Source organism: Mesorhizobium silamurunense, assembly GCF_014843825.1.
Lineage (GTDB): Bacteria > Pseudomonadota > Alphaproteobacteria > Rhizobiales > Rhizobiaceae > Mesorhizobium > Mesorhizobium silamurunense.
Genome location: NZ_JHQR01000219.1, coordinates 1 through 20,637, shown reverse-complemented (window position 1 = coordinate 20,637; position 20,637 = coordinate 1). Strand labels below are relative to the sequence as shown.

Below are 20,637 nucleotides of genomic sequence, written 5' to 3'. Positions count from 1 at the left end.
GGGGGATACCGCAGCTCAAAACCGCTCCAGCCTCGCCCTCACCTTCGCCAGAAACGCCGCCCGGCTTTTCGGCGTCGATGAATCCATCAGATAGTGCGCCAGGAAGAATGTCCGGCAGCGCGTGGCGCACAGCGCCCGCATGCCGCGCAGGATGGTCTTGCGGCCGGGCTGGCCGACCACGACGCTCCACCAGGTCGGCGCGCCGCAGGTGGTGATGACGCCGACCTTGGTGACATGCCTCATCAGCGATGTGATCCGCCCTTTGCCCGCCGGCAGCTTGAAAGCGATGTCGGTCGCCCACACGCGATCGAACCAGCCCTTCAGCATTGCCGGCAGCCCGTACCACCAGGTTGGATAGATGAAGAGGATCGCTTCGGCCCATTGCAGATGTTCGAAATGCGGCTTGAGCGCCGGATCCTCGGGCGCGCGCTCGTTGTAGGAGCGCCGCTCCTCGCAGTTCATCACCGGGTTGAAGGTCTCGCCATAGAGGTCGAGCAGCCGAACGTCCCAGCCTCTCCCCTTCAGAACCTCGACGGCCGTGTCGCGGATCGCCGCGCAATAGCTCTCTGGCACCGGATGGCAATAGACCACCAGCACGCGCATCAGAATTGATCCATGCTGGCGGCCACCTTCTTCGTGAAGGCGTTGCGCGTCTGGTCGGTCGAAAGATTCATCGAGTAATGCGCGAGATAGGAGACGGGCGCGCCGGGCTTGATCGTGGCCCGCAGCATGCGCTTCACAATCTTGCGCGGCGGATCGCCCATCAGCATGGCGCGAAAACGGCTGCCGCCATAGGTGGTGACGGCCGCGAGCTTGCGGATGTTGTGGAGCGTCGGCTTCACCTTGCCGTCGACCAGCTTGAACGATACGCCGGGCAGGAACACGCGATCGAAGAAGCCTTTGAGGATCGCCGGATAGCCGTAGTTCCAGACCGGAAACGACAGCACCAACGCTTCCGCTTTCTGAAGCCTTTCGACGTAGCCGGCAACCATATCATACGGCCCGCGCTGGTCGTGATAGCCGAGCCGTTCGGCCCGCGTCAGCCGTGGGTCGAAATCCTCGGCGTAGAGATCGCAATCGTCGACCGCATGGCCCGCCGCGGAAAGCCGCTCGACGATCGTCCTGTGCAGGCCGGCATTGAAGCTGGTCTCCACCGGATGAGCGTAAAGCACGAGGACGTTCACGGGAGGACATCCCGTAGATCAGCGAGAGACACCGGCGCTGTCCTGCGCCAAATCTCCCCCCTTGAGGGGGAGATGTCGCCGGAGGCGACAGAGGGGGTCGCCGCGCGTGAAACGTCCACGTCTTCGGTGACGAGAGACGGCGTCGGCGATCTACGTGAGGCGACGCCCTCTGGCCTGCCGGCCATCTCCCCCTCAAGGGGGGAGATCCGACGTCGCCGCGGCTTCCGCCAATCGCCAACATTGCCGGCAGGCCAGAGCGGGGTACAGCGCCGCACGTTCGCCATCGACTCAACTCGCCTTTTGCAGCCCCTTGAACAGAAAGGACTTGCCCGAGCGGTAATCGTAGCCGGGGTTCTCCCAGGCGATCATCTTGCCGGGGTTGAGCAACCCTTGCGGATCGGTCTCGCGCTTGAAGGCAAGCTGCACCTCGTCGGTCTGCTTCATGCCGCCCTCTTCCAGCGTGTAGCGGTGCGGGTTGAAGATCCAGCAGCCATTGTCCTCATGAATGCGGATGATCTCGTCGAGCCGCTCTTCCGTGGTGTAGCGCACCAGCGGCAGGCCGGCGGCACCGATCGCGCCATCGAAGCGGATGAACTCGAGATGCGCCGGCACCTCGTCGCCGAAGCGGTCGACCATCGCCTTGACGTGGGCGAGATGATCCGGCGACGGGTAGCGCGCCTGCAGATAGGTGATCGTCGGATCGACCCGGATGGCGCGCAGCGTCGTGTGGTTCCAGGTCAGCTCGTAGGCCGGCGGCAGTCCCTTGAGGTCGGCCTCTCTGTCGGCCTTAAAGACGATCTCACCCTTGCCGCTGCACACGAAGGCGACAAACGCATCCATCGCATGCGGCGCGATCATGCACACCACGACGCTCTGCTCGCGCCGGAAGAATTTCTGGTGCCGCTTGAAATAGTCGTAAGGGATGGGTGCGGCGATCGGCGTGATCAGCTTCGCCAGTATACCGTCCTGCACGGCGAGGTCGTTGCCGAAGCCGGCCGCTTCCATGAAATCGTCGAAGCCGACGATGACGTCGATCCAGTCATAGGAGGCGGTCAGCGGCATCTCAACCTCGGTGATGATGCCGTTGGTGCCGTACGCATGCATGACCTTGAGCACGTCCTCGCCGGTGAGTTCCATGACTCGCGGCTCCGCCTCCATGGTCACGGTCCTGAGCCGGATGACGTTGCCGAGGTCGCGCAACCCGCCCCAGCGGATCGAGCCGACGCCACCCGAGCCGCCGGCGACGAAGCCGCCGATAGAGGCCGTGTTGTAGGTGGACGGCGACATGCGCAGCTCCTGGCTGGAATGCGCGCGCGTTGCCCTGTCGATGTCGGCCAGCACCGCGCCCGGTCCGGTCACCACGCGCCCTGGCGCAATCGCCTTCACTTCGTTCATTTCGGCGAGATTGAGCACCACGCCGCCCGAGAGCGGCATCGCCTGCCCGTAATTGCCGGTGCCGCTGCCGCGCGGCGTCACCGGAATGCCGTGCCGGTGGCAGGCGGCGAGCACGCGGATCACCTCGCGCTCGTTCTTGGGCGTGACGATCAGGTCGCCGGTGACATGATCGAGCTGCTGCTTCAGCACCGGACTGTACCAGTAGAAGTCGCGGCTCTTCTGCTGGACGATGGCCGGATGGTCGTCGATCTTCAGTCCTTCGAGATCGCGCTTCAGCGCTGCGATATCCATCATATCAGTTCGTCGAGTTCGGCATAGTCGGGCAGCTTACGTTCGATCGCCCGGCCGTCGCGCACCACGATGCGATCCGATTCGGGCCGCGACAGCAATTCGGTCCAGCTCCGTCCTTTGAAGACGATGAAATCGGCGACGCCGCCTGCGGCAAGAGTGCCGACGCCGTCCAGCCGCATCACCTCGGCCGGCGTCGCCGCCACCGACTTCGGCCAGTCGCCGACCGGATGGTCGAAATGTAGGATGCGCGTCGCCATGCGGTAGACTTCGAGCATGTCGAGATCGCCATAGGCATAGAACGGGTCGCGCGTGTTGTCGGAAGCGACCGCCACCTTGATGCCGCGCGCCTTCATCTCGTGAACCAGCGTCACGCCGCGCCAGCGCGGCGTCGTGTTGTTGTTGCGCCTGTCCTGCAGATAGAGGTTGCACATCGGCAGCGACACCACGGCGAGCCCCGCCTTCGCCACCTTGTCCAGCGTGTCAAGCACCTCGAGGTCGGGCTGGCGCGAGAGCGAACAGCAATGGCCGACCAGGATGTTGCCGTCAAAGCCGTTCCACAGCGAAGCCTCGGCGATCTTCTTCAGCGAGATGGCTGCGACATCGTCGGTCTCGTCGGCATGGAAATCGAGGTCGAGCCCGTGCTTGATCGCTTGCGCGAAAACCTGGTCGAGCAGTTCCTCGAGGTCGGGCACCATATAGGTGACGACGCCCAGCACGCCCTTGGCCGCGGCCACGCGTTTCGCCAACCGCTCGAACCAGGCCTTGTCGCGCACGCCTTCGATGCCGAGCAGGCAGACCGCCTGCAGTTCGATGCGCCCGCGCCATCTTTCTCGCATCGTCTCGAACACCGGCCAGGAGATTTCCTCCTGCGGCGACACGCTGTCGAGATGCGTGCGCAGAGCCTTGGTGCCGTGGGCGTAGGCGCAGCGCAGCGAGAAATCCATCCGGCGCGCGACATCCTCCGCGCTCCAGCGCGCGGCGCGGTCGGCGCCGGTGGCGTTGAGAGCGCCCATGAAGGTACCGTCAGGATTGGGTTTTCGGGGCCAGATATGGCCCTTGTCGATATGGGTGTGGCAATCGACGAAGCACGGCAGCACGATGCGGTCGCCAAGGTCGATCGCATCGGCCGGCGCCGATCTGCCATGCGAAGTGATGCTAGAAATCTTGCCGTCGGTGACTTTTATGTCGGCCAGCGCGAAACCGTCGCTGTCGAATGCTGCGGCAAGGCCGGGCGTCAGCGACGCATGCAGCCGGACGTTGGCGAGTTGGTATGATGCTGAGTCCGGAATCAATTGCCGCTCTCCTGGGTGACGGGACCGACCACCCTACCGCTCCTGTTTCAGCGCGCTCTCGTGCCAGCGGCGCAGGATAAGATGCGACACCAGCGACAGCACAAGGAAGATCAGGATGCCGGTGAGCGAGATCAGGATGAGCGCCGCGAACAGCCTGGGAGCGTTGAGCCGGTAGCCGGCCTCGATGATGCGCGACGCAAGCCCGGAAGATTGCCCCTGCGCGCCGGCGACGAACTCGGCCACCACGGCACCGATCAGCGACAGGCCGCCGGCGATCTTCAGCCCGCCGAGGAAATAGGGCATCGCCGCCGGCAGGCGCAGGTAGCGCAATTGCTGCCAGCGGGTCGCGCCGTTGAGCTTGAACAGGTCGCGCAGGTTGCGGTCGACCGAGTTCAGCCCCAGCGTGGTGTTGGAGAGGATCGGAAAGAAGGCGACGATCCAGGCGCAGAGCAGGAGCTTGGTCGTCTGGTCGTTGATATAGATGTTGATGAGCGGAAAGATCGCGACGATCGGCGTCACCTGGAGCACGATGGCGAAGGGGAAGAACGACATCTCCACCCATTTCGACTGCGCGAACAGCACCGCCAGCCCGACGCCGCCGATAACGGCAAGCAGCAGGCTGAGGAAGGTGATCCTCAGCGTCACCAAAAGCGAGGAAAACAAAAGCCCCGCATCGTCATGCAGCGTCTGCAGCACCACGCCGGGGCGCGGCAGGATGTATTGCGGGATCGCGTTCCAGACGCAGATGCGGTCCCAGAGCCAGATCGCCAGCACCATGATCGCCAACGGCAGCCCCCCCCTGCCGATCCGCTCCAGCCGCTCCTGGCGGACACGGCGCGCCTCTTCCGGGTCGAGCTTCAGCGCAGTGTCTTCAATGGCTGTCATGATGGGATCCGGCGGTTGAGTTGATGGCATTCACCAGCACGTCAGAGGCTTGCCGGCAAAGGGCCGCATAATCGGGCGACGTCCGGAACGCCTCGTCACGCGGATAAGGCGCATCGACGGTAAGCTCGCCATGGACCCGGCCCGGCCGCGCCGCCATCACGACGACGCGGCTGGACAGGAACACGCTTTCGAAGACGCTGTGGGTGACGAAGACGACGGTGAAGCGTTCGTCCTGCCAGAGCTCCAGAAGGTCGTTGTTGAGCTTGAAGCGGGTGATCTCGTCGAGCGCCGCGAAGGGCTCGTCCATCAAAAGGATGCGCGGCTTCGTCACCATGGCGCGAGCGATCGAGACGCGCATCTTCATGCCGCCGGAAAGCTCGCGCGGCACTGCGTTCTCGAAGCCGGTAAGGTGGACGCGGGACAGCATCTCCATCACCGCCGGCTCGGCCTTGGCGCGCGACATGCCCTTCAGCCGCAGCGGCAGCCAGACATTGTCGAAGACGCTGGCCCACGGCAGCAGCGTCGGTTCCTGGAAGACGAAGCCGATATTCGAGCGGTCGATCGAGCCGCGCCAGTCGAGCTGGCCGGAGGTCGGCGTCGACAGGCCGGCGATCAGTCTGAGCGCCGTCGACTTGCCACAGCCCGAGGGACCGAGCAGGCTGAGGAAATCGCCTTCCCGGATCGCCAGGTCGACCTTGCTCAGCGCCGTCACGCCGTTGGAAAAGACCTTGCCGACATTGCGTAAGGAAAGCAGCATCGGGCGCTCGCCCGATGCCGTTGTCTGCGCCACTTTCTCCTGGATCATCTCAGGCAGGCCGCCCTTATTTCTTCAACTCCCGACCAACACCCTTGTTGACGAAGGCCAGCGTATAGGCCTTCTTGATGTCGATGCCCGGCTGCGCGACCTTGGCCTTGACCATCTTGTCGTAGAAGCTCTGGATGCGCGCTTCGGTCATGGCGCCGATGCCGAGCTTTTCCGAATCGCCGGAATCGACAATGCCGAACTTCTTCAGCTGTTCGATCGAGAAGGCGATCTGCTCATCCGTCATGTCCGGATTGTCCTTCTTGATCATCTCGTTGGCGGCTTTGTTGTCGCCGTAGAGATAATTGTACCAGCCCTTGGCCGAGCCATCGACGAAGCACTGCACTACCTCCGGCCGCTTGTCGATCGTGTCCTGCATCACCTCGATCGTCGTGGCATAGGTATCCCAGCCATTGTCGGCAAGCAGGAACTGGTTCGGCACGAAGCCGCCCTGCTTTTGCACGGCGAACGGCTCCGACGTCACATAGCCCTGCTGGATCGACTTCTTGTTGGCGATGAAGGGCGCCGGATTGAACGTATAGGGCACGCGCTTGGCGGCGTCGAAGCCGAGATCGGTCACCATCCACTGGAAGAAGGTCTGCGCGCCCTCGTCGCCGAGGATGTACTGGTCGGCGTTCTTCAGGTCCTCCCACTTGTCCAACCCCTGCCCCGGCTGGGACATGATCACCTGCGGGTCCTTCTGGAAGTCGGCGGCGACGACGCGCATCGGAATGCCCTGCTGCACCGCATCGAAGGCCGAGAGCAGGTTGCCGCCCATGTAGAAATCGATCTTGCCTGCCAGCAGCATCGGCCGGCCGCTGACCTGCGGGCCGCCCTGCATGATGGTCACGTCGAGGCCGCAGGCGGCGTAGGTGCCGTCGGCGATCGCCTGGTAGTAGCCGCCATGTTCCGGCTCGGCCAGCCAGTTGGTGCCGAAGGTGACTTTCTCGTTGGCCACGGCGCCCAGCGTGCTGGCCGCCAGCAGCGCGATCGCGCCGGCCAGGATCTTCTCTTTTCCGTACATAAACATCACCCTCTCTTGGCTCCGGCGCGCTGCGCGCTGGGCTCGACACCATTTGTTCAAGAAGCAAGACACATGCCACCGCCTGGGCCGCCTGCTTGCGCGGCAGTCATTGCCGAGACCGGACGGGTCATGCTGTACGAGGGGCATCGTGCCTATTTTTTGGACGGCTGTCCATAATCGCCCGGGTGGCATTCGCCGCATCTTGAAGGTTTTGTGAATCCAGCCTTAGTCTGCCTGCGGACAGGAGAATGCCATGCTCAAATACCTTGCCCCCCAATCGATCAAGCCGCCCTTTGCCCGCTATAGCCACGGCGTCGAAATTCCGGTGGGAAAGCGCATTGTCCTGTGCTCGGGTCAGCTGGGCATAGCTCCAGATGATGCCGTTCCCGAGGATGCCGGCGCGCAGACAGAGCTCTGCTTCAAGAACATTGCCGCGATTCTCAGCGAAGCCGGGCTGACGCTGAACGATGTCGTGCGCATCAACGCCTTCGTCACCGATCGCGCGCATTTGCAGGCCTATATGGATGTCCGCAATCGCCTCTTTTCCGATCCGGCGCCGGCTTCGACGCTGATGATCGTTTCCGGCTTCGCGCGCCCGGAATTCAAGGTCGAGGTGGAGGTTCTGGCAGCAGGCTAGCTGTTGCCCGGAATGGCCAGGCGCTTTAGACCTCCAGGCCGAACAGCAAGTCCATCGGGAGACGAAAGTGACGACAAGACGTGTGTGGTGGGGCGACTACCGGATGACCGAATACGCCTCGGTCGACCCGGAAGCGACAATTGCCATACTGCCGGTGGCGGCGATCGAGCAGCATGGCCCTCACCTTCCGGTCTCGACCGACACCTCGATCATGATGGGCATGCTGGAGACGGTGATCGCCCGCCTGCCCGACGACCTCGATATCCGCATCCTGCCGGTCCAGGCGATCGGCAAGTCGAACGAGCATCTGCATGCGCCGGGCACGCTCACGCTGCCGGCCACGACTCTTGTGGATGCCTGGACCGAGCTCGGCCTCTCGGTCGCGCGCGCCGGTGTCAAAAAGCTGATCGTCGTCAACTCGCATGGCGGCAATGAGGAGATCATGGGCATCGTCACGCGCGAACTGCGCGTGCGCGCAAAGATGCTGGCGGTGAAGACGAGCTGGCAGCGCTTCGGCCGCCCGGCCGGCATGTACACCGAGCTGGAGGACCGTCACGGCATACATGGCGGTGATGTCGAGACCTCGCTGATGCTGCATTTCCGGCCCGATCTCGTCGACATGGGCAAGGCCGACAGTTTCGTCTCGAATGTCGGCCGCGCCGAAAAGGAATTCGCCCTGCTGCGCCACACCGGAACGCATGCCTTCGCCTGGATCGCCAGCGACCTCAACGCCAACGGCGTGGTCGGCGACGCCAGCCTCGCCACGGCTGAGAAGGGCCGGCTGACCGCTGAGCATCAGGCGGATGGATTTGTCAGCCTTGTCAGGGATGTTCGTAAGGCGAAGCTTGCGGACTGGCTGCTTTAAGCCTGGATATCCAGCTCGAAGGGCGTCCCTTCAAACGCGTCGGCGCCGCGCCCGATCGCTTCGATCGCCGCGATCATGCGGCCGTCGCGCCCGAGCAAGGTGTCGGCCACCGCAATCAGCCGTGGATTGGGGGTCGCCGTCGGCGAGAGAAAGCGCAGCGTCTTGGCCAGCTCCGCTTCGTCGCGCTTGGGCGCCAGCGCCGCCGCGATGATGTAGGCCGAAGCGGTTGAGCGGCTGATGCCGGCATAGCAGTGCACGACCAGCGGCTTTGCCCGGTCCCAGCGATAGGCGAAGTCGAGCAGCGCACGCACATGCTCCTCGCCCGGCATGGTCATTCCTTCCTGCGCGACGGCGATGTCGTGCATGACCAGGTGCAGATGGTTTTCGGCCAGGATGGAGGCCGGGCGCGTCACTTCGGTGCCGGCGGCGAGCAGCGACAACAAGCGCTCCGCGCCGGTCCTCGACACCGTTTCCTCGACCTTCGACAGCGAACAGACATGGATCATCTTCCGGACTCCTTGCCCATATCCTTGCGCCGCTCGGCCCAGGCGGCAAGCGCGCTTTCGAGACGCTGCCATTCGGCCTCGCTGCCCGGGAGGCCGGCTCGCAAGACTTGTGGCCGGTCGGCAAAATGACGAAGCAGGATGCCGCGCTCGCCAAGCGCGGAAAACAAGGATTGAGCATCAGGCAAGGACAAATAGCGGAACAAACTGGTGCCGCCAGCGACCGGAACCTCGAATCGAGCAAGCAGCGCGTCCAGGCGCATGGCATCGCCTGCCAGGCGCTGTCGCACCTCGCCTAGCCACTTGGTGTCCGCCAACGCGCGGATGCCGTATTCGAGCGCAGGTCCGGCAACAGCCCACGGCCCAAGCTGCGCGTCCAGCCGCTCGACCGTCAGCGTGTCGGCAAGCGCGAAGCCGAGCCTGACGCCGGCAAGGCCGAAGAACTTGCCGAAGGAGCGCAGCACCACGATGCTGCCCTCCCCGACATCGCCGGCCAGGCTGTGCTCAATCGGGCCAACATCCATGAAGGCTTCGTCGACGACCAGCAGGCCGCCCTTCGCGCGAAGCCGCGCGGCGAGATCGAGCAATCGATCCCTCTCGATCACTTGCCCATCCGGATTGTTCGGGTTGACCAGCACGGCAAGGTCCGCGCCCGCCAAGGCGTCGAAATCGCGCACATCCGCAACCGCATGGCCCGCGATCGCGGCGGCCCGGGCGTGCTCGGCATAGGTCGGACCGAGCACCAGCGCCTTGCCGGGCCTCACCAGCGAAGCGACGCGCGGCAAGAGGATCTGCGTGCCGGGCGCTGCCACGACATGCGCCGCCGACGGCGCGCCATAGGCTCTGGCCGCAATTTCGGCCAATTCGCGCAGCCGTCCTGTCTCCGGCAATCGGGTCAGGGCGGTGGCGGGCAGATCGAAAAGCGGATAGGAGTGCGGATTGATACCTGTCGAGAGATCAACGAAAGGCTGTGGCGCATGAGGAAAGAGAGCGCTTGCCCGCCCAAGGCTGCCGCCGTGATCAACCGCTGCAATCGCTCCGCCTAGAAGCTTCATGTCGATTCTGATCGCTTTCCTGTCACTCGCCGTTGAACGCGTCCTTGGCTATCCGGACTGGCTGTTTAACGCCATCGGCCATCCGGTAACCTGGATCGGCAGGCTGATATCCTTTCTCGATCGCAGGCTCAACCGCGCCACCGATTCCGACGAATTGCGTCGCCGTCGCGGCGTCCAGGCCCTTCTGGTCATCTTGCTGGTGCCGGCCGCCATCGGCCTGACGCTGCATTTCCTGCTCTGGCTGATCTTCCCCTCGGGCCTGGTTATCGCGGCTATCCTCGGCTCTTCGCTGTTGTCGCAGAAGAGCCTCGCCGAACATGTCGAGGATGTCGCCGATGCGCTGGAGACCGGCGGCCTGACGCTCGGCCGCATCGCCGTTTCGCGCATCGTCGGCCGCGATCCGGAAAAGCTCGACAAGGCGGGCATCGCCCGCGCCGCGATCGAAAGCCTGGCCGAGAATTTCTCCGACGGTATCGTCGCGCCCGCCATCTGGACCGGCATAGGCGGGCTGGCCGGCGGCGTGGCGTACAAGGCGGCCAACACCGCTGATTCGATGATCGGTCATCGTACGCCGAAACATGAGGCCTTCGGCCGCGCCGCCGCACGATTCGACGATCTGATCAACCTGCCGGCCTCGCGGCTCACCGGCCTGCTGATCGTGCTCGCGGCCTTCCTGGTCAAGGGCGCCGATCCTCGCAATGCCTGGCAGGTGATGCGGCGCGACGCGAAGAAACACCGTTCGCCCAATGCCGGCTGGCCGGAAGCCGCCATGGCCGGTGCCCTGGGTTTGGTGCTGGCCGGGCCGCGCAGCTACGGCGGCGAGGTCGTTGAGGACGCCTTCATGGGCGAAGGTGGCCGCAGTGAGGCCGAGAGCACCGACATAAGGCAGGCGTTGAAGCTCTACCGGGTCGCCGACTGGCTGCTGATCGGCCTGGTCGGGATCCTGTCGGCGATCGTGATTTATCTGACCATTTTGATCGGCGGCTAACGCGCTGACGCGATTTTACCACGAGACGCGGACTTCCTTCGCGGCGGGATCCGCAGCGGCGCCAAATCTTTTGATCGCGTAGCCGCCAGCGGCAACGGGTGAAGATTTCAGCACCGGCTCAATCACATGGAAAAGCTTCTCGGCGTCCGGCCCGTACAAATAGAGGGTGCAATTGCCCCCGCCGAATTCATCGCCATCAAATTCGCCGACACCCGCATCTGAAACGACTTGGTTCAATCGATCTTCTAGAACTTGAACCGATTGCCGCTCTTGCGGTGCTCCAACCTGACCCCCACTCAGAAGAAGATAGACAATCACCGCTTGTTCCAACGGGCGTCTCCCAACGTACGCAGCTAAAATTCGATGCCCTGCTGTGCCTTAACCCCGGCCGAGAAATGGTGCTTGGTCAGCCCCATTTCGGTGACGAGGTCGGCTGCCTCGATTAGCAGCGGCTTAGCGTTGCGACCGGTGACGATGACATGCAGATCGTCTCTGCGACCCTTCAGTGCGGCGACCACTTTTTCCAGATCGAGATAGTCGTAGCGCAGGGCGATGTTGAGCTCGTCGAGTACCACGAGGCTGATCGACGGATCGGCCATCAGTTCAAGCGCTTTCCCCCAGGCCGCTTCGGCGGCGGCGATGTCGCGCTTCAGATCCTGGGTTTCCCAGGTGAATCCCTCGCCCATCGCATGCCAGACGACGCGGTCGCCGAAAGCGGCGAAGGCGTCCTTCTCGCCGGTGTGCCATTTGCCCTTGATGAACTGGACGACGCCGACGCGCTTGCCGTAGCCGAGCATCCTCAGCGCCAAGCCGAAGGCCGCCGTGGTCTTGCCCTTGCCCGGTCCGGTGTTGACGATCAGCAGTCCTTTCTCGATCGTCTTGCCGGCCACCTCGGCGTCCTGCACCGCCTTGCGCTTGGCCATCTTGGCGCGATGGCGCTCGGCGTCCCTTTCATCAATGGTCTTGTCATCGATTTCGGCCATGTCACTTCACCTTGAGCGGCAGCCCCGCCACCATCATCAGCACGCTGTCGGCGACGGCTGCGACCTGCTGGTTAAGCCGGCCGGCAGCGTCGCGGAACCGGCGCGCCAGCGCGTTGTCCGGCACGATGCCGAGCCCGACTTCATTCGACACCACGAACCAAGGCCCGCGCGGCCGCGACAGCACGTCCGAGAGCCGCCGGCACTCGGCCTCGACGTCGTTTCCAGCCAGCATATGATTGGTCAGCCACAATGTCAGGCAATCGATCACCACCGGCTGGTGGTCGGGCAAGGCCTCGATCGCGCCGACCAGGTCGAGCGGCGCATCGACGGTGACCCAGCCCTCGCCTCGCCGCGAGCGATGCAGCGCGATGCGCTCGCGCATCTCGTCGTCATAGGCTTGCGCGGTGGCGATGTAGATCCAGGGCGACGGGCCTGCCGTCGCCAGGGTCTCGGCATGCGCGCTCTTGCCCGAGCGCGCACCGCCGACGATGAAGGTCAGACGACCCTCGGCGCGATCAGGCAAAGCTGTCGCGCAGGCTGGTCGCCGTGCCGGCGAAGCGGCCGCGCACCACGCCGACGACAGCCCCAAGCACCAGCCAGAACACCAGATCGGTGAGCGTCACCGCCACCACGAACTGGTGATGCAGCCCTTCGGGAATCGCCGTTTCGAAGCTGTCCGGCTGCGGCGCGCCGACAATATGCGGCGCCACGATCAACGCCACGGCGAGGATCGCCAGCGGCAGCGATTTGCGGAAGGCGATCAGTCCGAGACCGATCGCGGTCGCGGCCACTGTCGAAATCCACCAGATCTGGCGCGGCAGGAGCTCGGCCGCCGGCATTGCCGGCAGTTCAGGCGGCAGGCCGAGGCCGGGCGCCAACGTGAACACCGCAAAGCCGGCAAGGCCCCAGAACACGCCCTGGCGCCAGTTGCCGATGCCGCCGGCAAATTCGGAGACCGCGACCAGGATCAGCGCGAAGCCGATGCCGGTGACGATGTTGGCGACGACGTTGAAGGCGAAGCGCTCGTAGCCGTCGGCCGGCGCCCAGCCTTCGTCCTCGGACGGGGCAGCCGCTTCGGCAGGCGCCGGAGCCGCGCTGCTCATCGCGTTGTCCGCGGGAGCGGCCGAACTCATCGCATTGTTGTTTGTGCTGACGGCGGCATGATCTTGGTGATGACCGCCGCCGGCTTTTTCATAGACTTCCGCCTTGAGGATCAGCGGCACGGTCGCATAGGCCTGCATGCAGGCGAGCACGATGCCCGCCACAAGCCCCGCGATCGCCGCGACGAACACGACGTTGCGAAACAGATTCATGATGTCAGGCCTTGCTTAGTGGCAGGGAAAAGCCATCGAGTGGCGATAGTCGTGCGCAGCGTTGTGGACCGCATCGATGTGCGAGAAGCCGACAAAGCCGACGACGAAAACGCCGAGCAGCGCGGCCAAGGCCAACTGCAGGACGCGCGACTGCGAGGAGACGGAGGCGCCGAGGGAGACGGAAGCGGTATTCATATCCTGTCCTTTCGCCCTCCACCCGAGGGCATAGAAGTCAACTTTCCCGTCGCCGGCAGGTCTCCTGGCTCGCGGATCCGCGCCCTTCCCCACCTTCCCGAGGAGAACCCTCAGTGGTTTATGGAGAGGACTACCGCACACAGTTGCGGGGGCAGCCACGGCTTTGGGCGAAAAAATCGTCCTCACCGCATTCCCTCTTGGCTCCAAAAACGGAACCGACGACGCGATCGACTATAGGCAGAATCGTCGCGCCCGGCAAACCAAATTCCGTCACGCCGGAGCGCGATTGCGGCATGGATTCGCGCGCTAGGAGGCGGCGATCCTTTCGGCGACAAGCTGCTGCAGCCGCCACAAATGGCGGTCGTGAATGCCGCGCGCTTCGAGATTCTTGACGGTGTTGTAGAGATAGTCGGCACCTGAACCCCAATGGCCGCAGGACGTCGCAAGCCTTTCCACCACCTCGCTTTCACCAAGCGGCCCGGCATAGGTCGTGCCCTTGCGATTGATGACGAAGGCGAGTGCTTTCAACGGCCCCTTGTCGGTTGCAAGCTGCAGCAGGCGGGGATGGTAGCTGGTCGGCTTCAGCGTCATTTCGCGACGGAAAAGCTTGTCCAGCGCCTGCCGGCGGTCGCCACCGTTCAGGCGGAAAGCGACGCCCTTGCATTGGCCGCCACGATCCAGCGCCATCATCAGGCCCGGACTCTGTTTGGTACCGCGCCAGCGGGTCATCTTCATGCAGAAAGAGCGATGCCAGCCGCGCGCCACGGCGACCCGCTCCTCGACATGTTCAATTTCGGGTTTCCAGATCAGCGAGCCATACCCGAACAGCCAGAGCGGCTCGACTGCGGGAAGCTCAGCCTCGAATGCATCGAACATGGTTTCATAGTCGCTGTCGGAGAGATGCTGCGCTTCAGGATCGGGTCCGGAGTCCTCGACAACCCGATAACAGCGGGCGACCAGTTCCTCGGTAAGCGACATCGTTCTTGCTGCCATGCGGTGCACCTTCGGCGGCCGGCGAATCCACCGGCGATGACGAACCGAGCTTAAGTTTCTCGCGCAAGCGCCACAATGCGGAAGACCAGCCAGCCCGTTGATCAAAACGGCTTCGGCAGATAGCGCCAGGTGAAGAAGCCGCAGAAGGCGGCCAGTATGCCGAGCGTGACGAAGACCGAGCCGAGGCCGAAGAAGGAGAGCACAACCGAATAGACCAGCGGCGGCGTCAGCTCGGAAAAGTCGAGATAGGTGCGGTAGACCGCCGCCATCTGTGCCCGTTCATAGGAGCGCACAGAGCGCATGAAGGCGGTCGAGCCTAGCGCGTCGAGCGCAATCGTAAAGAGCGCGCCGCAGAGCAGGAAGGCGGCCGTGAGCAGCGGCGCGGCCACGCCGACGCCGCCCGCCGCAAAAAGCATCGCCGCCATGGCGAAATAGGCGAAGGTCATGGTCCGGCGGCCGCCGAAGCGCTTTCCGGCCTTGCCCCAGAAGATCGCCATGTGCCTGCCGAAACCAGAAGCCCGCCGGCTACCTTGCCCTCGCCGGTGATCACCATGAAGAGCGGGCCGTAGACGAAGAATGTCGTCCAGAAGCAGGAGCGGCCGAAGGCGATCAGCCAGGCGAGACGCAGCCGCGGCTGCGCGATGAAGCGGCCAATATTGGCGAGCGGATTGGCCGGACGGCTCTTGCCAGGGCGGATCGACGGGTTGTCGCCCAGCCGATAGGTCCAGAACAGCGCGAGTAGCGCCAGCGCGAAGGCCACGACCGCGCCATGCGCGGCATAGATGCCGAAGCGGGTGTAGAGGAAGATGCCGAGCGTCGGCCCGCCGGTCCAGGCGAACATCGACCACGCCATGCGCAGCGACTCCGCCTGCATGAAGTCGGCCTTGCGGATGTGGTCCATGATGTAGAGGTTGAGCGTGATCGACAGAGCGCTCGCCCCCATGACGCGGCAGAGCATGCCGGCGAGTTGTCCCGTCAGCGTGTGGGTGACGAAGAATACCGAGCCGAGCGCCAGCATCAGGCAGCCGACCGTATAGACCCATCGCCGGGCGAAGCGGCGGATCAGCATCGGCATGAACAGCGTCACCGAAAGCCCGAGTAGCGACACGATGGTATAGAGGATCGAGACGATCTGCTCGTTGTGCAGGATCTCGTAGGCCTGGATCGGGATGACGCTGGAGATTGTGGCGCGAGCGAAGGATTCGACCGCATAGAGCGAGGCGAAGGTGCGCGCATCGGCGGGCCTCAGAGCCGGAAGCCAGATCGGATGGCGCACATGGGTGGACATCGGCCCTCCGAAAGTGAATCGCTCGCCAATCTGGCCGGACCAGTGGCGGACCGGTAGCAGGAAACCGACTCCGAAAAGCCGAAAAGCGAAGCCGGTCAAAGGCTTTCCACCGCTGGCCTAAAGCGGCTTGCCGTGCCGCCGGAATGGCAGCCGCCGATCCACCCTCTGTTGTTCGCCCGAACCGTGATAGTCGTTTGGCAGGACTGAATCGGATTGCGAGATGATGAGCCTTCAAACGACGAGCGAAGCCGTTCAGGACGCGCCGAAACACAGCCGCATCGTCGCCATCGATATCCTGCGCGGCATCGCGCTGATCGCCATGGCGAGCTACCACTTCACCTGGGATCTCGAGAATTTCGGCTACACCACACCGGGGCTGACCGCTTTCGGCTGGTGGAAGCTCTACGCGCGCTGCATCGCCTCGACCTTCCTGTTTCTGGTCGGCGTCAGCCTGTTCCTCGCGCATGGCCGCCAGATCCGCTGGCCGAACTTCTGGAAGCGTTTTGCCATGGTTGCGGTTGCGGCGATCGCCATCTCGGCCGTCACCTACATCGCCACGCCGGACGGCTTCATCTTCTTCGGCATCCTGCATGAGATCGCGCTGGCGAGCCTGCTCGGCCTCGCCTTCCTCAGGCTGCCTGCATTGCTGACGGCCATCGTCGCGGTGGCCGTGATCGCGGCGCCTTACTATCTGCGGTCGGAGTTCTTCGACCATCCCGCGCTTTGGTGGGTCGGGCTGTCGGCGACCAACCCGCGCTCCAACGATTATGTGCCGCTGTTTCCATGGTTCGGCGCGATGCTTGCCGGCATCGCGGTCGTCAAGCTCGCTTCAGCCTCCGGGCTTCTCGCCCGGCTGGGGATCTGGAAGCCCGGCCGTTGGTCCAACCCGCTCACCTTCATCGGCCGGCACAGCCTCGCCTTCTACCTCATCCATCAGCCGGTGCTGTTCGGCTCGGTCTGGCTGCTTTCGCAGGTCATGCCCGCCGCGCCGCAGGACAAGGACGCCGGCTTCCTCAAAGCCTGCCAGGCCTCCTGCGAACAGCAGCAGGACACGAAGTTCTGTTCCAGCTATTGTGGCTGCATGCTGGACACGCTGAAGGGTGAAGGGTCTCTCGACAAGCTCTACAGCAACGAGCAGTCCAGCATCTGGAAATCGCATCTTGCCGATCTCGCCAGCACCTGCACCGCGGCAACCGAAAGCAAGATGGAGGGAGGGCAACAATGACCGGCACCCAGTCGAAGCATGGGATCATCCCCTGGCCGCCTGTGATCTATGTCGTGGCGATCGCGCTCAGCGTCGTGCTCGGCATGTTCTACCCGCTGCCCTGGATCGGCGACATCTTCGGCGCCATCCTGGTCGGCGCCGGCTGGGTGGCGCTTTTCGGCGTCGCGGCACTCTGGGTCACGGCGATCCGCGCCATGGTGCGCGCCAAAACGACGCTCAATCCCAATGCCGAGCCTGACCATCTGGTGACATCCGGCCCCTTCGGCATCACCCGCAACCCGATGTATCTCGCCAACACGCTGCTGTTGATCGGCGTTTCCTTCATCACCGGCATCGCCTGGTTCCTGCTCTTCGCCTTCCTCGCCGCCTTCGCGACGCAGAAGATGGCGATCGAGAAGGAAGAGAAGATGCTGGCGGCAAAGTTCGGCAAGAAGTATCGCGATTACGCCAAACGGGTCCGGCGCTGGATTTGACTTAATGCATGTCGCCCAGAAGTGTGCAGCGGTTCTGGGACAACGACATGCATTAAAACAAAGACTTAAAGCGCGGCGCCTGAATCCGTTTCAGCGCGACGCGCTTTTAGAGCCGCGCTTTGCGGCCGCTCACGTATTCACGCCGAGTTCCGCCAGCCGCTCCACGCAGGACTCTTCGGCCTGGTCGAGCTCGGCAAGCGTTTCTTCCAGATCGCGCCGCTTCTGGCGCAGATCCTCGCGCTTTTCCTCGATGCGTTTGATCATCAGCTTGAGCTGGCCGACCTCACCGGGCGGCTCCTTGTACATCTGAATGATTTCGCGGATTTCGGCGATCGAGAAGCCAAGGCGCTTGCCGCGCATGATCTGACGAATGAGATGCCGGTCGGACGGACGAAACAGACGCGTGCGGCCGCGCCGGACCGGCTGCACCAGTCCCTCGTCCTCATAGAACCGCAACGTCCGCGTCGACACGTCGAACTCGCGCGTCAGCTCGGTGATCGTGTAATATTCCCGCATTTTCGCTCCCACGCCCAAACATCCAGGCATCGCCACGCAGGAGCGTCGCCCTTCCTCCGATCAACCCCGTCATGTACCGGAATCGGCACCTGACCCCAAGGCAACGTCGCACGGCACTTACGTAAAAGTCAATTGTAGCACTCTCTCAGGGAACGCCAAACCACCAGGTGGCCAAGCCGAGAAAAGCAAAGAAGCCGACGCAGTCGGTGACGGTGGTGACGAAGACGGCGGAAGCCACCGCCGGATCGATCTTGAAGCGGTCGAGCAGCAGCGGAATGAGAATCCCGGCGAGCGCAGCCGCGAACATGTTGATGATCATCGCCGCGGCAATGATCCCGCCCAGATTGCGGTCATGGAACCAGATCCCGGCGACCATGCCGATCAGCACCGCGAACACGATGCCGTTGATGAAGCCGACGCCGACCTCGCGGCGGATGATGCGGGCGGCGTTGTAGATATCGAGGTCCTTCGTCGCCAGCGCCCGCACGGTGACGGTCATGGTCTGCGAGCCGGCATTGCCGCCCATGCCGGCGACGATCGGCATCAGCACCGCAAGCGCCACGATATGCTCGATCGTCCGGTCGAACAGGCCGATCACCGAGGCCGCGAGGAACGCCGTGACCAGATTGACGAGCAGCCACGGCACACGCGAACGCGAGGTCGCAAGTACGGTGTCGGATAGCTCTTCGTCGCCGACGCCGCCCATGCGCAGAAGGTCTTCCTCGGCCTCCTGCTGGATAACGTCGACGACGTCGTCGATGGTAAGCACGCCGACCAGACGCTCGTTCTCGTCGACCACGGCGGCCGAGAGAAGATCGTACTGCTCGAATTCCCGCGCGGCCTCTTCCTGGTCCATGGTGGCCGGAATGGCGTGCTTCGTCTCATGCATCACGTCCTCGACCTTCACCGCGCGCTTGGTGCGCAGGATCTGGTCGAGATCGATGGCGCCGAGCAGCTTGAAGCTCGGGTCGATGACGAAGATCTGGCTGAAGCGATCGGGAAGGTTCTTGTCCTCGCGCATGTAGTCGATGGTCTGGCCGATCGTCCAGAACGGCGGCACGGCGACGAACTCGGTCTGCATGCGCCGGCCGGCCGTCTCTTCCGGATAATCGAGCGCTCGCCGCAGCCTGATGCGCTCGGTGAAGGGCAGCTGCGAGAGGATCTCGTCCTGGTCCTCCTGGTCGAGGTCTTCCAGGATGTAGACCGCATCGTCGGAATCGAGCTCCTGCACCGCTTGCGCGATCTGCTCGTTGGGCAAATTGTCGACGATGTCGAGACGGATCGCCTCGTCGACCTCGGTCAGCGCCGAAAAGTCGAAATCGGAGCCAAGCAATTCGACCAGCGCGCGGCGCTGCTCAGGGTGGAGCGCTTCCAACAGGTCGCCGAGTTCCGACTGATGGAGGTCGTCGACTTCGCGTTTCAAGGTGAGCGTGTCGCGATCGGCGATGGCAGCGCCGATCTGCGCAAGGAAGGAAGCACGGACGGCGCCGTCCTCGCCATAGATGTCGGCGCCGCCTTCCTCGACGGTCCAGGCGCCGGTCGTCTCTCTGTCCTGGCCTTCCACCAGCGCCTCCCGCCAACAGGAATCCGGAAAGGGTTTGAATCAGGTCTAGAGCATGATCCCGAAAAGTGGAAACCGCATTTCGGGAAATCCTATGCTTGTGCGGCAGATAGGGCCGCGACCGATTCGTCTCGGCAAAACATTGCCCTAGCGCACGGAATCTGCAGCGAAATATGCCCGTGACGCCTCCAATGGAAGCGGATCGCGCGGCATTTGCGGGTTCAGCCGGCGCGACAGAGCATGTCGCTGCGGAAAGAGCGCCACTTCACGGTTGGGGCAGAATTGTCATAATGCAGGTCCAGATGGATCGGCAAGCGCGAGATCGACAGGACAATCAGCAGGCCTTGAACCTCAAGTCCCGGAAAACGAACGAAGCAGTCGGCGAGCAGCGCGTTCGCGTTGTCGTCGCCGAGCGTAATCCGCTCGTTGTGTCGGCGCTCCGTGAGATGCTGGAATGCGACGGGCGTTTCGAACTCCTGAGTTCCGTGCAGAGCGGCAAGCAATTCCTGGAACTGGCGGCGAGCACCAGGTTCGACGTCGCCGTCATCGGCTGGAAGCTCGCCGACATGGACGGCGCCGACATCCTGGCGGAAGTCCAGAGCCGCAAGCTCGACCTGCGCATCACGGTCTTTTCCAACGACCACGATATCGGCATCTTGAAGCAGTGCGTGCGGCTCGGAGCCCAGGGGTACTGCTTCCAATTCGATGATCCGCCGATCATTTTCGAGACGATCCTTGCGGTCGCGCATGGGCGCATCTGCATCCCCTATATCGACATCAACAAGGTCAACGACACGCCGCTGTCGCAGCTCACCGTGCGTGAGCGCGAGCTGCTTGCGGTGCTGTCCGATGGCTGGACCAATCTCCAGATCGCGACCCGGACCGGGATCTCGGAGAATACGGTGAAGTACCACCTCAAGAATCTCTACGACAAACTCGACGTGCGCAACCGCGCCATGGCCGTCGCGCTCTATGCGAACGAGAAGCGCCGCAGCTCCAAATCGCCTTTCGGGTAGGCAAGGCGGGTAGGTCCGCCCTACCCGCGCGCGGCGACAACTTACCCGGCAAGGTGTTGTTGCGAGGCGCTATCGAAACGAAACTTCCTCCACCATCCCTAACGATCGGAGGAGTTCGCGCATGGCTGGGTTCACCCATCTTTTCATCCCAGG

General features: G+C 63.6%; 23 protein-coding genes, 1 pseudogene and 1 riboswitch. Of the genes and pseudogenes, 6 read left to right on the top strand and 18 right to left on the bottom strand.

What is annotated here, in order from left to right:
• Positions 1-15: 15 nt before the first annotated feature.
• The 7 genes from DH10_RS24485 to DH10_RS24455 form a co-directional block, all read right to left on the bottom strand.
• Positions 16-603 (bottom strand): NAD(P)H-dependent oxidoreductase, encoded by a 588-nt coding sequence (locus DH10_RS24485; RefSeq protein ID WP_192255778.1) that lies wholly within the window; start codon positions 601-603, stop codon positions 16-18.
• Positions 603-1,184, bottom strand: a complete 582-nt coding sequence (locus DH10_RS24480) for an NAD(P)H-dependent oxidoreductase (protein WP_192255776.1) — start codon at positions 1,182-1,184, stop codon at positions 603-605. Before DH10_RS24480 ends, DH10_RS24485 begins: the two co-directional genes overlap by 1 nt.
• Positions 1,185-1,472: 288 nt before the next feature.
• Complete coding sequence (locus tag DH10_RS24475) at positions 1,473-2,873, bottom strand: FAD-binding oxidoreductase (RefSeq protein ID WP_376774915.1); 1,401 nt, start codon at positions 2,871-2,873, stop codon at positions 1,473-1,475.
• Entirely contained in the window at positions 2,870-4,162 is a 1,293-nt protein-coding gene (locus DH10_RS24470; protein WP_192255774.1) for a cytosine deaminase, read from the bottom strand. The genes DH10_RS24475 and DH10_RS24470 overlap by 4 nt, the downstream gene beginning before the upstream one ends.
• A gap of 33 nt (positions 4,163-4,195) precedes the next feature.
• Positions 4,196-5,047: an ABC transporter permease gene (locus DH10_RS24465; protein ID WP_192385444.1), complete on the bottom strand. Its 852-nt coding sequence runs from the start codon at positions 5,045-5,047 to the stop codon at positions 4,196-4,198.
• A complete protein-coding gene (locus tag DH10_RS24460) occupies positions 5,034-5,852 on the bottom strand; it encodes an ABC transporter ATP-binding protein (RefSeq protein ID WP_192255770.1) in 819 nt (272 codons plus the stop codon). Before DH10_RS24460 ends, DH10_RS24465 begins: the two co-directional genes overlap by 14 nt.
• A gap of 16 nt (positions 5,853-5,868) precedes the next feature.
• Complete coding sequence (locus DH10_RS24455) at positions 5,869-6,873, bottom strand: ABC transporter substrate-binding protein (protein WP_192255874.1); 1,005 nt, start codon at positions 6,871-6,873, stop codon at positions 5,869-5,871.
• Positions 6,874-7,126: 253 nt separating this feature from the next.
• On the opposite strand from DH10_RS24455, the gene DH10_RS24450 reads away from it, so the two are divergent.
• Positions 7,127-7,510 carry a RidA family protein gene (locus tag DH10_RS24450; RefSeq protein WP_192255768.1) on the top strand — a complete coding sequence of 128 codons (384 nt, stop codon included), beginning with the start codon at positions 7,127-7,129 and terminating at the stop codon, positions 7,508-7,510.
• A 103-nt stretch (positions 7,511-7,613) separates the two neighbouring features.
• The gene (locus DH10_RS24445; RefSeq protein ID WP_192255873.1) at positions 7,614-8,375 is read left to right on the top strand and encodes a creatininase family protein; all 762 of its coding nucleotides are present in this window, start codon (positions 7,614-7,616) and stop codon (positions 8,373-8,375) included.
• On the opposite strand, the gene DH10_RS24440 is transcribed toward DH10_RS24445, so the two are convergent.
• Together DH10_RS24440 and cobD are read right to left on the bottom strand one after the other, a co-directional pair.
• Positions 8,372-8,881, bottom strand: coding sequence for a tyrosine phosphatase family protein (locus tag DH10_RS24440; protein WP_192255766.1), 510 nt, complete (start codon positions 8,879-8,881; stop codon positions 8,372-8,374). The two genes, DH10_RS24445 and DH10_RS24440, sit on opposite strands and share 4 nt — an antisense overlap.
• On the bottom strand, positions 8,878-9,933 hold the full coding sequence (gene cobD / locus DH10_RS24435; RefSeq protein WP_192255764.1) for a threonine-phosphate decarboxylase CobD: 1,056 nt from the start codon (positions 9,931-9,933) through the stop codon (positions 8,878-8,880). Before cobD ends, DH10_RS24440 begins: the two co-directional genes overlap by 4 nt.
• Here cobD and cbiB point away from each other — a divergent pair.
• Complete coding sequence (gene cbiB / locus DH10_RS24430; RefSeq protein WP_192255762.1) at positions 9,932-10,921, top strand: adenosylcobinamide-phosphate synthase CbiB; 990 nt, start codon at positions 9,932-9,934, stop codon at positions 10,919-10,921. The two genes, cobD and cbiB, sit on opposite strands and share 2 nt — an antisense overlap.
• Positions 10,922-10,936: 15 nt before the next feature.
• Here cbiB and DH10_RS24425 read toward each other — a convergent pair whose 3' ends face one another.
• From DH10_RS24425 to DH10_RS24395, 7 genes and pseudogenes are all read right to left on the bottom strand, one after another.
• Complete coding sequence (locus DH10_RS24425) at positions 10,937-11,251, bottom strand: hypothetical protein (protein ID WP_192255760.1); 315 nt, start codon at positions 11,249-11,251, stop codon at positions 10,937-10,939.
• 23 nt (positions 11,252-11,274) lie between these two features.
• Complete coding sequence (cobO, locus tag DH10_RS24420; protein WP_192385443.1) at positions 11,275-11,904, bottom strand: cob(I)yrinic acid a,c-diamide adenosyltransferase; 630 nt, start codon at positions 11,902-11,904, stop codon at positions 11,275-11,277.
• Between the two features lies 1 nt (position 11,905).
• Positions 11,906-12,427, bottom strand: a complete 522-nt coding sequence (gene cobU, locus DH10_RS24415; RefSeq protein ID WP_192255756.1) for a bifunctional adenosylcobinamide kinase/adenosylcobinamide-phosphate guanylyltransferase — start codon at positions 12,425-12,427, stop codon at positions 11,906-11,908.
• Complete coding sequence (locus DH10_RS24410; RefSeq protein WP_192255754.1) at positions 12,420-13,217, bottom strand: CbtA family protein; 798 nt, start codon at positions 13,215-13,217, stop codon at positions 12,420-12,422. The genes cobU and DH10_RS24410 overlap by 8 nt, the downstream gene beginning before the upstream one ends.
• A 15-nt stretch (positions 13,218-13,232) precedes the next feature.
• A complete protein-coding gene (locus DH10_RS24405) occupies positions 13,233-13,412 on the bottom strand; it encodes a CbtB domain-containing protein (protein ID WP_192255752.1) in 180 nt (59 codons plus the stop codon).
• 37 nt (positions 13,413-13,449) lie between these two features.
• Positions 13,450-13,647, bottom strand: a riboswitch (cobalamin riboswitch).
• 71 nt (positions 13,648-13,718) lie between these two features.
• Positions 13,719-14,405 carry a gamma-glutamylcyclotransferase gene (locus tag DH10_RS24400; protein WP_192255751.1) on the bottom strand — a complete coding sequence of 229 codons (687 nt, stop codon included), beginning with the start codon at positions 14,403-14,405 and terminating at the stop codon, positions 13,719-13,721.
• A 101-nt stretch (positions 14,406-14,506) separates the two neighbouring features.
• Positions 14,507-15,693, bottom strand: a pseudogene (locus DH10_RS24395) (MFS transporter).
• 223 nt (positions 15,694-15,916) lie between these two features.
• Here DH10_RS24395 and DH10_RS24390 point away from each other — a divergent pair.
• Complete coding sequence (locus tag DH10_RS24390) at positions 15,917-16,918, top strand: heparan-alpha-glucosaminide N-acetyltransferase (RefSeq protein WP_192255871.1); 1,002 nt, start codon at positions 15,917-15,919, stop codon at positions 16,916-16,918.
• The gene (locus tag DH10_RS24385; protein ID WP_192255750.1) at positions 16,915-17,391 is read left to right on the top strand and encodes a methyltransferase family protein; all 477 of its coding nucleotides are present in this window, start codon (positions 16,915-16,917) and stop codon (positions 17,389-17,391) included. The genes DH10_RS24390 and DH10_RS24385 overlap by 4 nt, the downstream gene beginning before the upstream one ends.
• 129 nt (positions 17,392-17,520) lie before the next feature.
• Here the strand turns inward: DH10_RS24385 and DH10_RS24380 are convergent, their stop codons facing one another.
• On the bottom strand, positions 17,521-17,907 hold the full coding sequence (locus DH10_RS24380; protein WP_041003844.1) for a MerR family transcriptional regulator: 387 nt from the start codon (positions 17,905-17,907) through the stop codon (positions 17,521-17,523).
• A gap of 145 nt (positions 17,908-18,052) precedes the next feature.
• The gene (gene mgtE / locus DH10_RS24375; RefSeq protein WP_192255749.1) at positions 18,053-19,471 is read right to left on the bottom strand and encodes a magnesium transporter; all 1,419 of its coding nucleotides are present in this window, start codon (positions 19,469-19,471) and stop codon (positions 18,053-18,055) included.
• 341 nt (positions 19,472-19,812) lie between these two features.
• Here mgtE and DH10_RS24370 point away from each other — a divergent pair, with 341 nt between their 5' ends.
• Positions 19,813-20,484 carry a LuxR C-terminal-related transcriptional regulator gene (locus DH10_RS24370; RefSeq protein WP_246506521.1) on the top strand — a complete coding sequence of 224 codons (672 nt, stop codon included), beginning with the start codon at positions 19,813-19,815 and terminating at the stop codon, positions 20,482-20,484.
• The last annotated feature ends 153 nt before the right edge of the window (positions 20,485-20,637 follow it).

Bases quoted from the DNA above. Each gene is read 5' to 3' on its own strand.
- DH10_RS24485 (WP_192255778.1), bottom strand. From the start codon at position 603: ATGCGCGTGCTGGTGGTCTATTGCCATCCGGTGCCAGAGAGCTATTGC.
- DH10_RS24475 (WP_376774915.1), bottom strand. From the start codon at position 2,873: ATGATGGATATCGCAGCGCTGAAGCGCGATCTCGAAGGACTGAAGATC.
- DH10_RS24465 (WP_192385444.1), bottom strand. From the start codon at position 5,047: ATGACAGCCATTGAAGACACTGCGCTGAAGCTCGACCCGGAAGAGGCG.
- DH10_RS24460 (WP_192255770.1), bottom strand. From the start codon at position 5,852: ATGATCCAGGAGAAAGTGGCGCAGACAACGGCATCGGGCGAGCGCCCG.
- DH10_RS24455 (WP_192255874.1), bottom strand. From the start codon at position 6,873: ATGTACGGAAAAGAGAAGATCCTGGCCGGCGCGATCGCGCTGCTGGCG.
- DH10_RS24450 (WP_192255768.1), top strand. From the start codon at position 7,127: ATGCTCAAATACCTTGCCCCCCAATCGATCAAGCCGCCCTTTGCCCGC.
- DH10_RS24445 (WP_192255873.1), top strand. From the start codon at position 7,614: ATGACCGAATACGCCTCGGTCGACCCGGAAGCGACAATTGCCATACTG.
- DH10_RS24440 (WP_192255766.1), bottom strand. From the start codon at position 8,881: ATGATCCATGTCTGTTCGCTGTCGAAGGTCGAGGAAACGGTGTCGAGG.
- cbiB (WP_192255762.1), top strand. From the start codon at position 9,932: ATGTCGATTCTGATCGCTTTCCTGTCACTCGCCGTTGAACGCGTCCTT.
- cobD (WP_192255764.1), bottom strand. From the start codon at position 9,933: ATGAAGCTTCTAGGCGGAGCGATTGCAGCGGTTGATCACGGCGGCAGC.
- cobO (WP_192385443.1), bottom strand. From the start codon at position 11,904: ATGGCCGAAATCGATGACAAGACCATTGATGAAAGGGACGCCGAGCGC.
- DH10_RS24410 (WP_192255754.1), bottom strand. From the start codon at position 13,217: ATGAATCTGTTTCGCAACGTCGTGTTCGTCGCGGCGATCGCGGGGCTT.
- DH10_RS24405 (WP_192255752.1), bottom strand. From the start codon at position 13,412: ATGAATACCGCTTCCGTCTCCCTCGGCGCCTCCGTCTCCTCGCAGTCG.
- DH10_RS24400 (WP_192255751.1), bottom strand. From the start codon at position 14,405: ATGGCAGCAAGAACGATGTCGCTTACCGAGGAACTGGTCGCCCGCTGT.
- DH10_RS24390 (WP_192255871.1), top strand. From the start codon at position 15,917: ATGAGCCTTCAAACGACGAGCGAAGCCGTTCAGGACGCGCCGAAACAC.
- DH10_RS24385 (WP_192255750.1), top strand. From the start codon at position 16,915: ATGACCGGCACCCAGTCGAAGCATGGGATCATCCCCTGGCCGCCTGTG.
- DH10_RS24380 (WP_041003844.1), bottom strand. From the start codon at position 17,907: ATGCGGGAATATTACACGATCACCGAGCTGACGCGCGAGTTCGACGTG.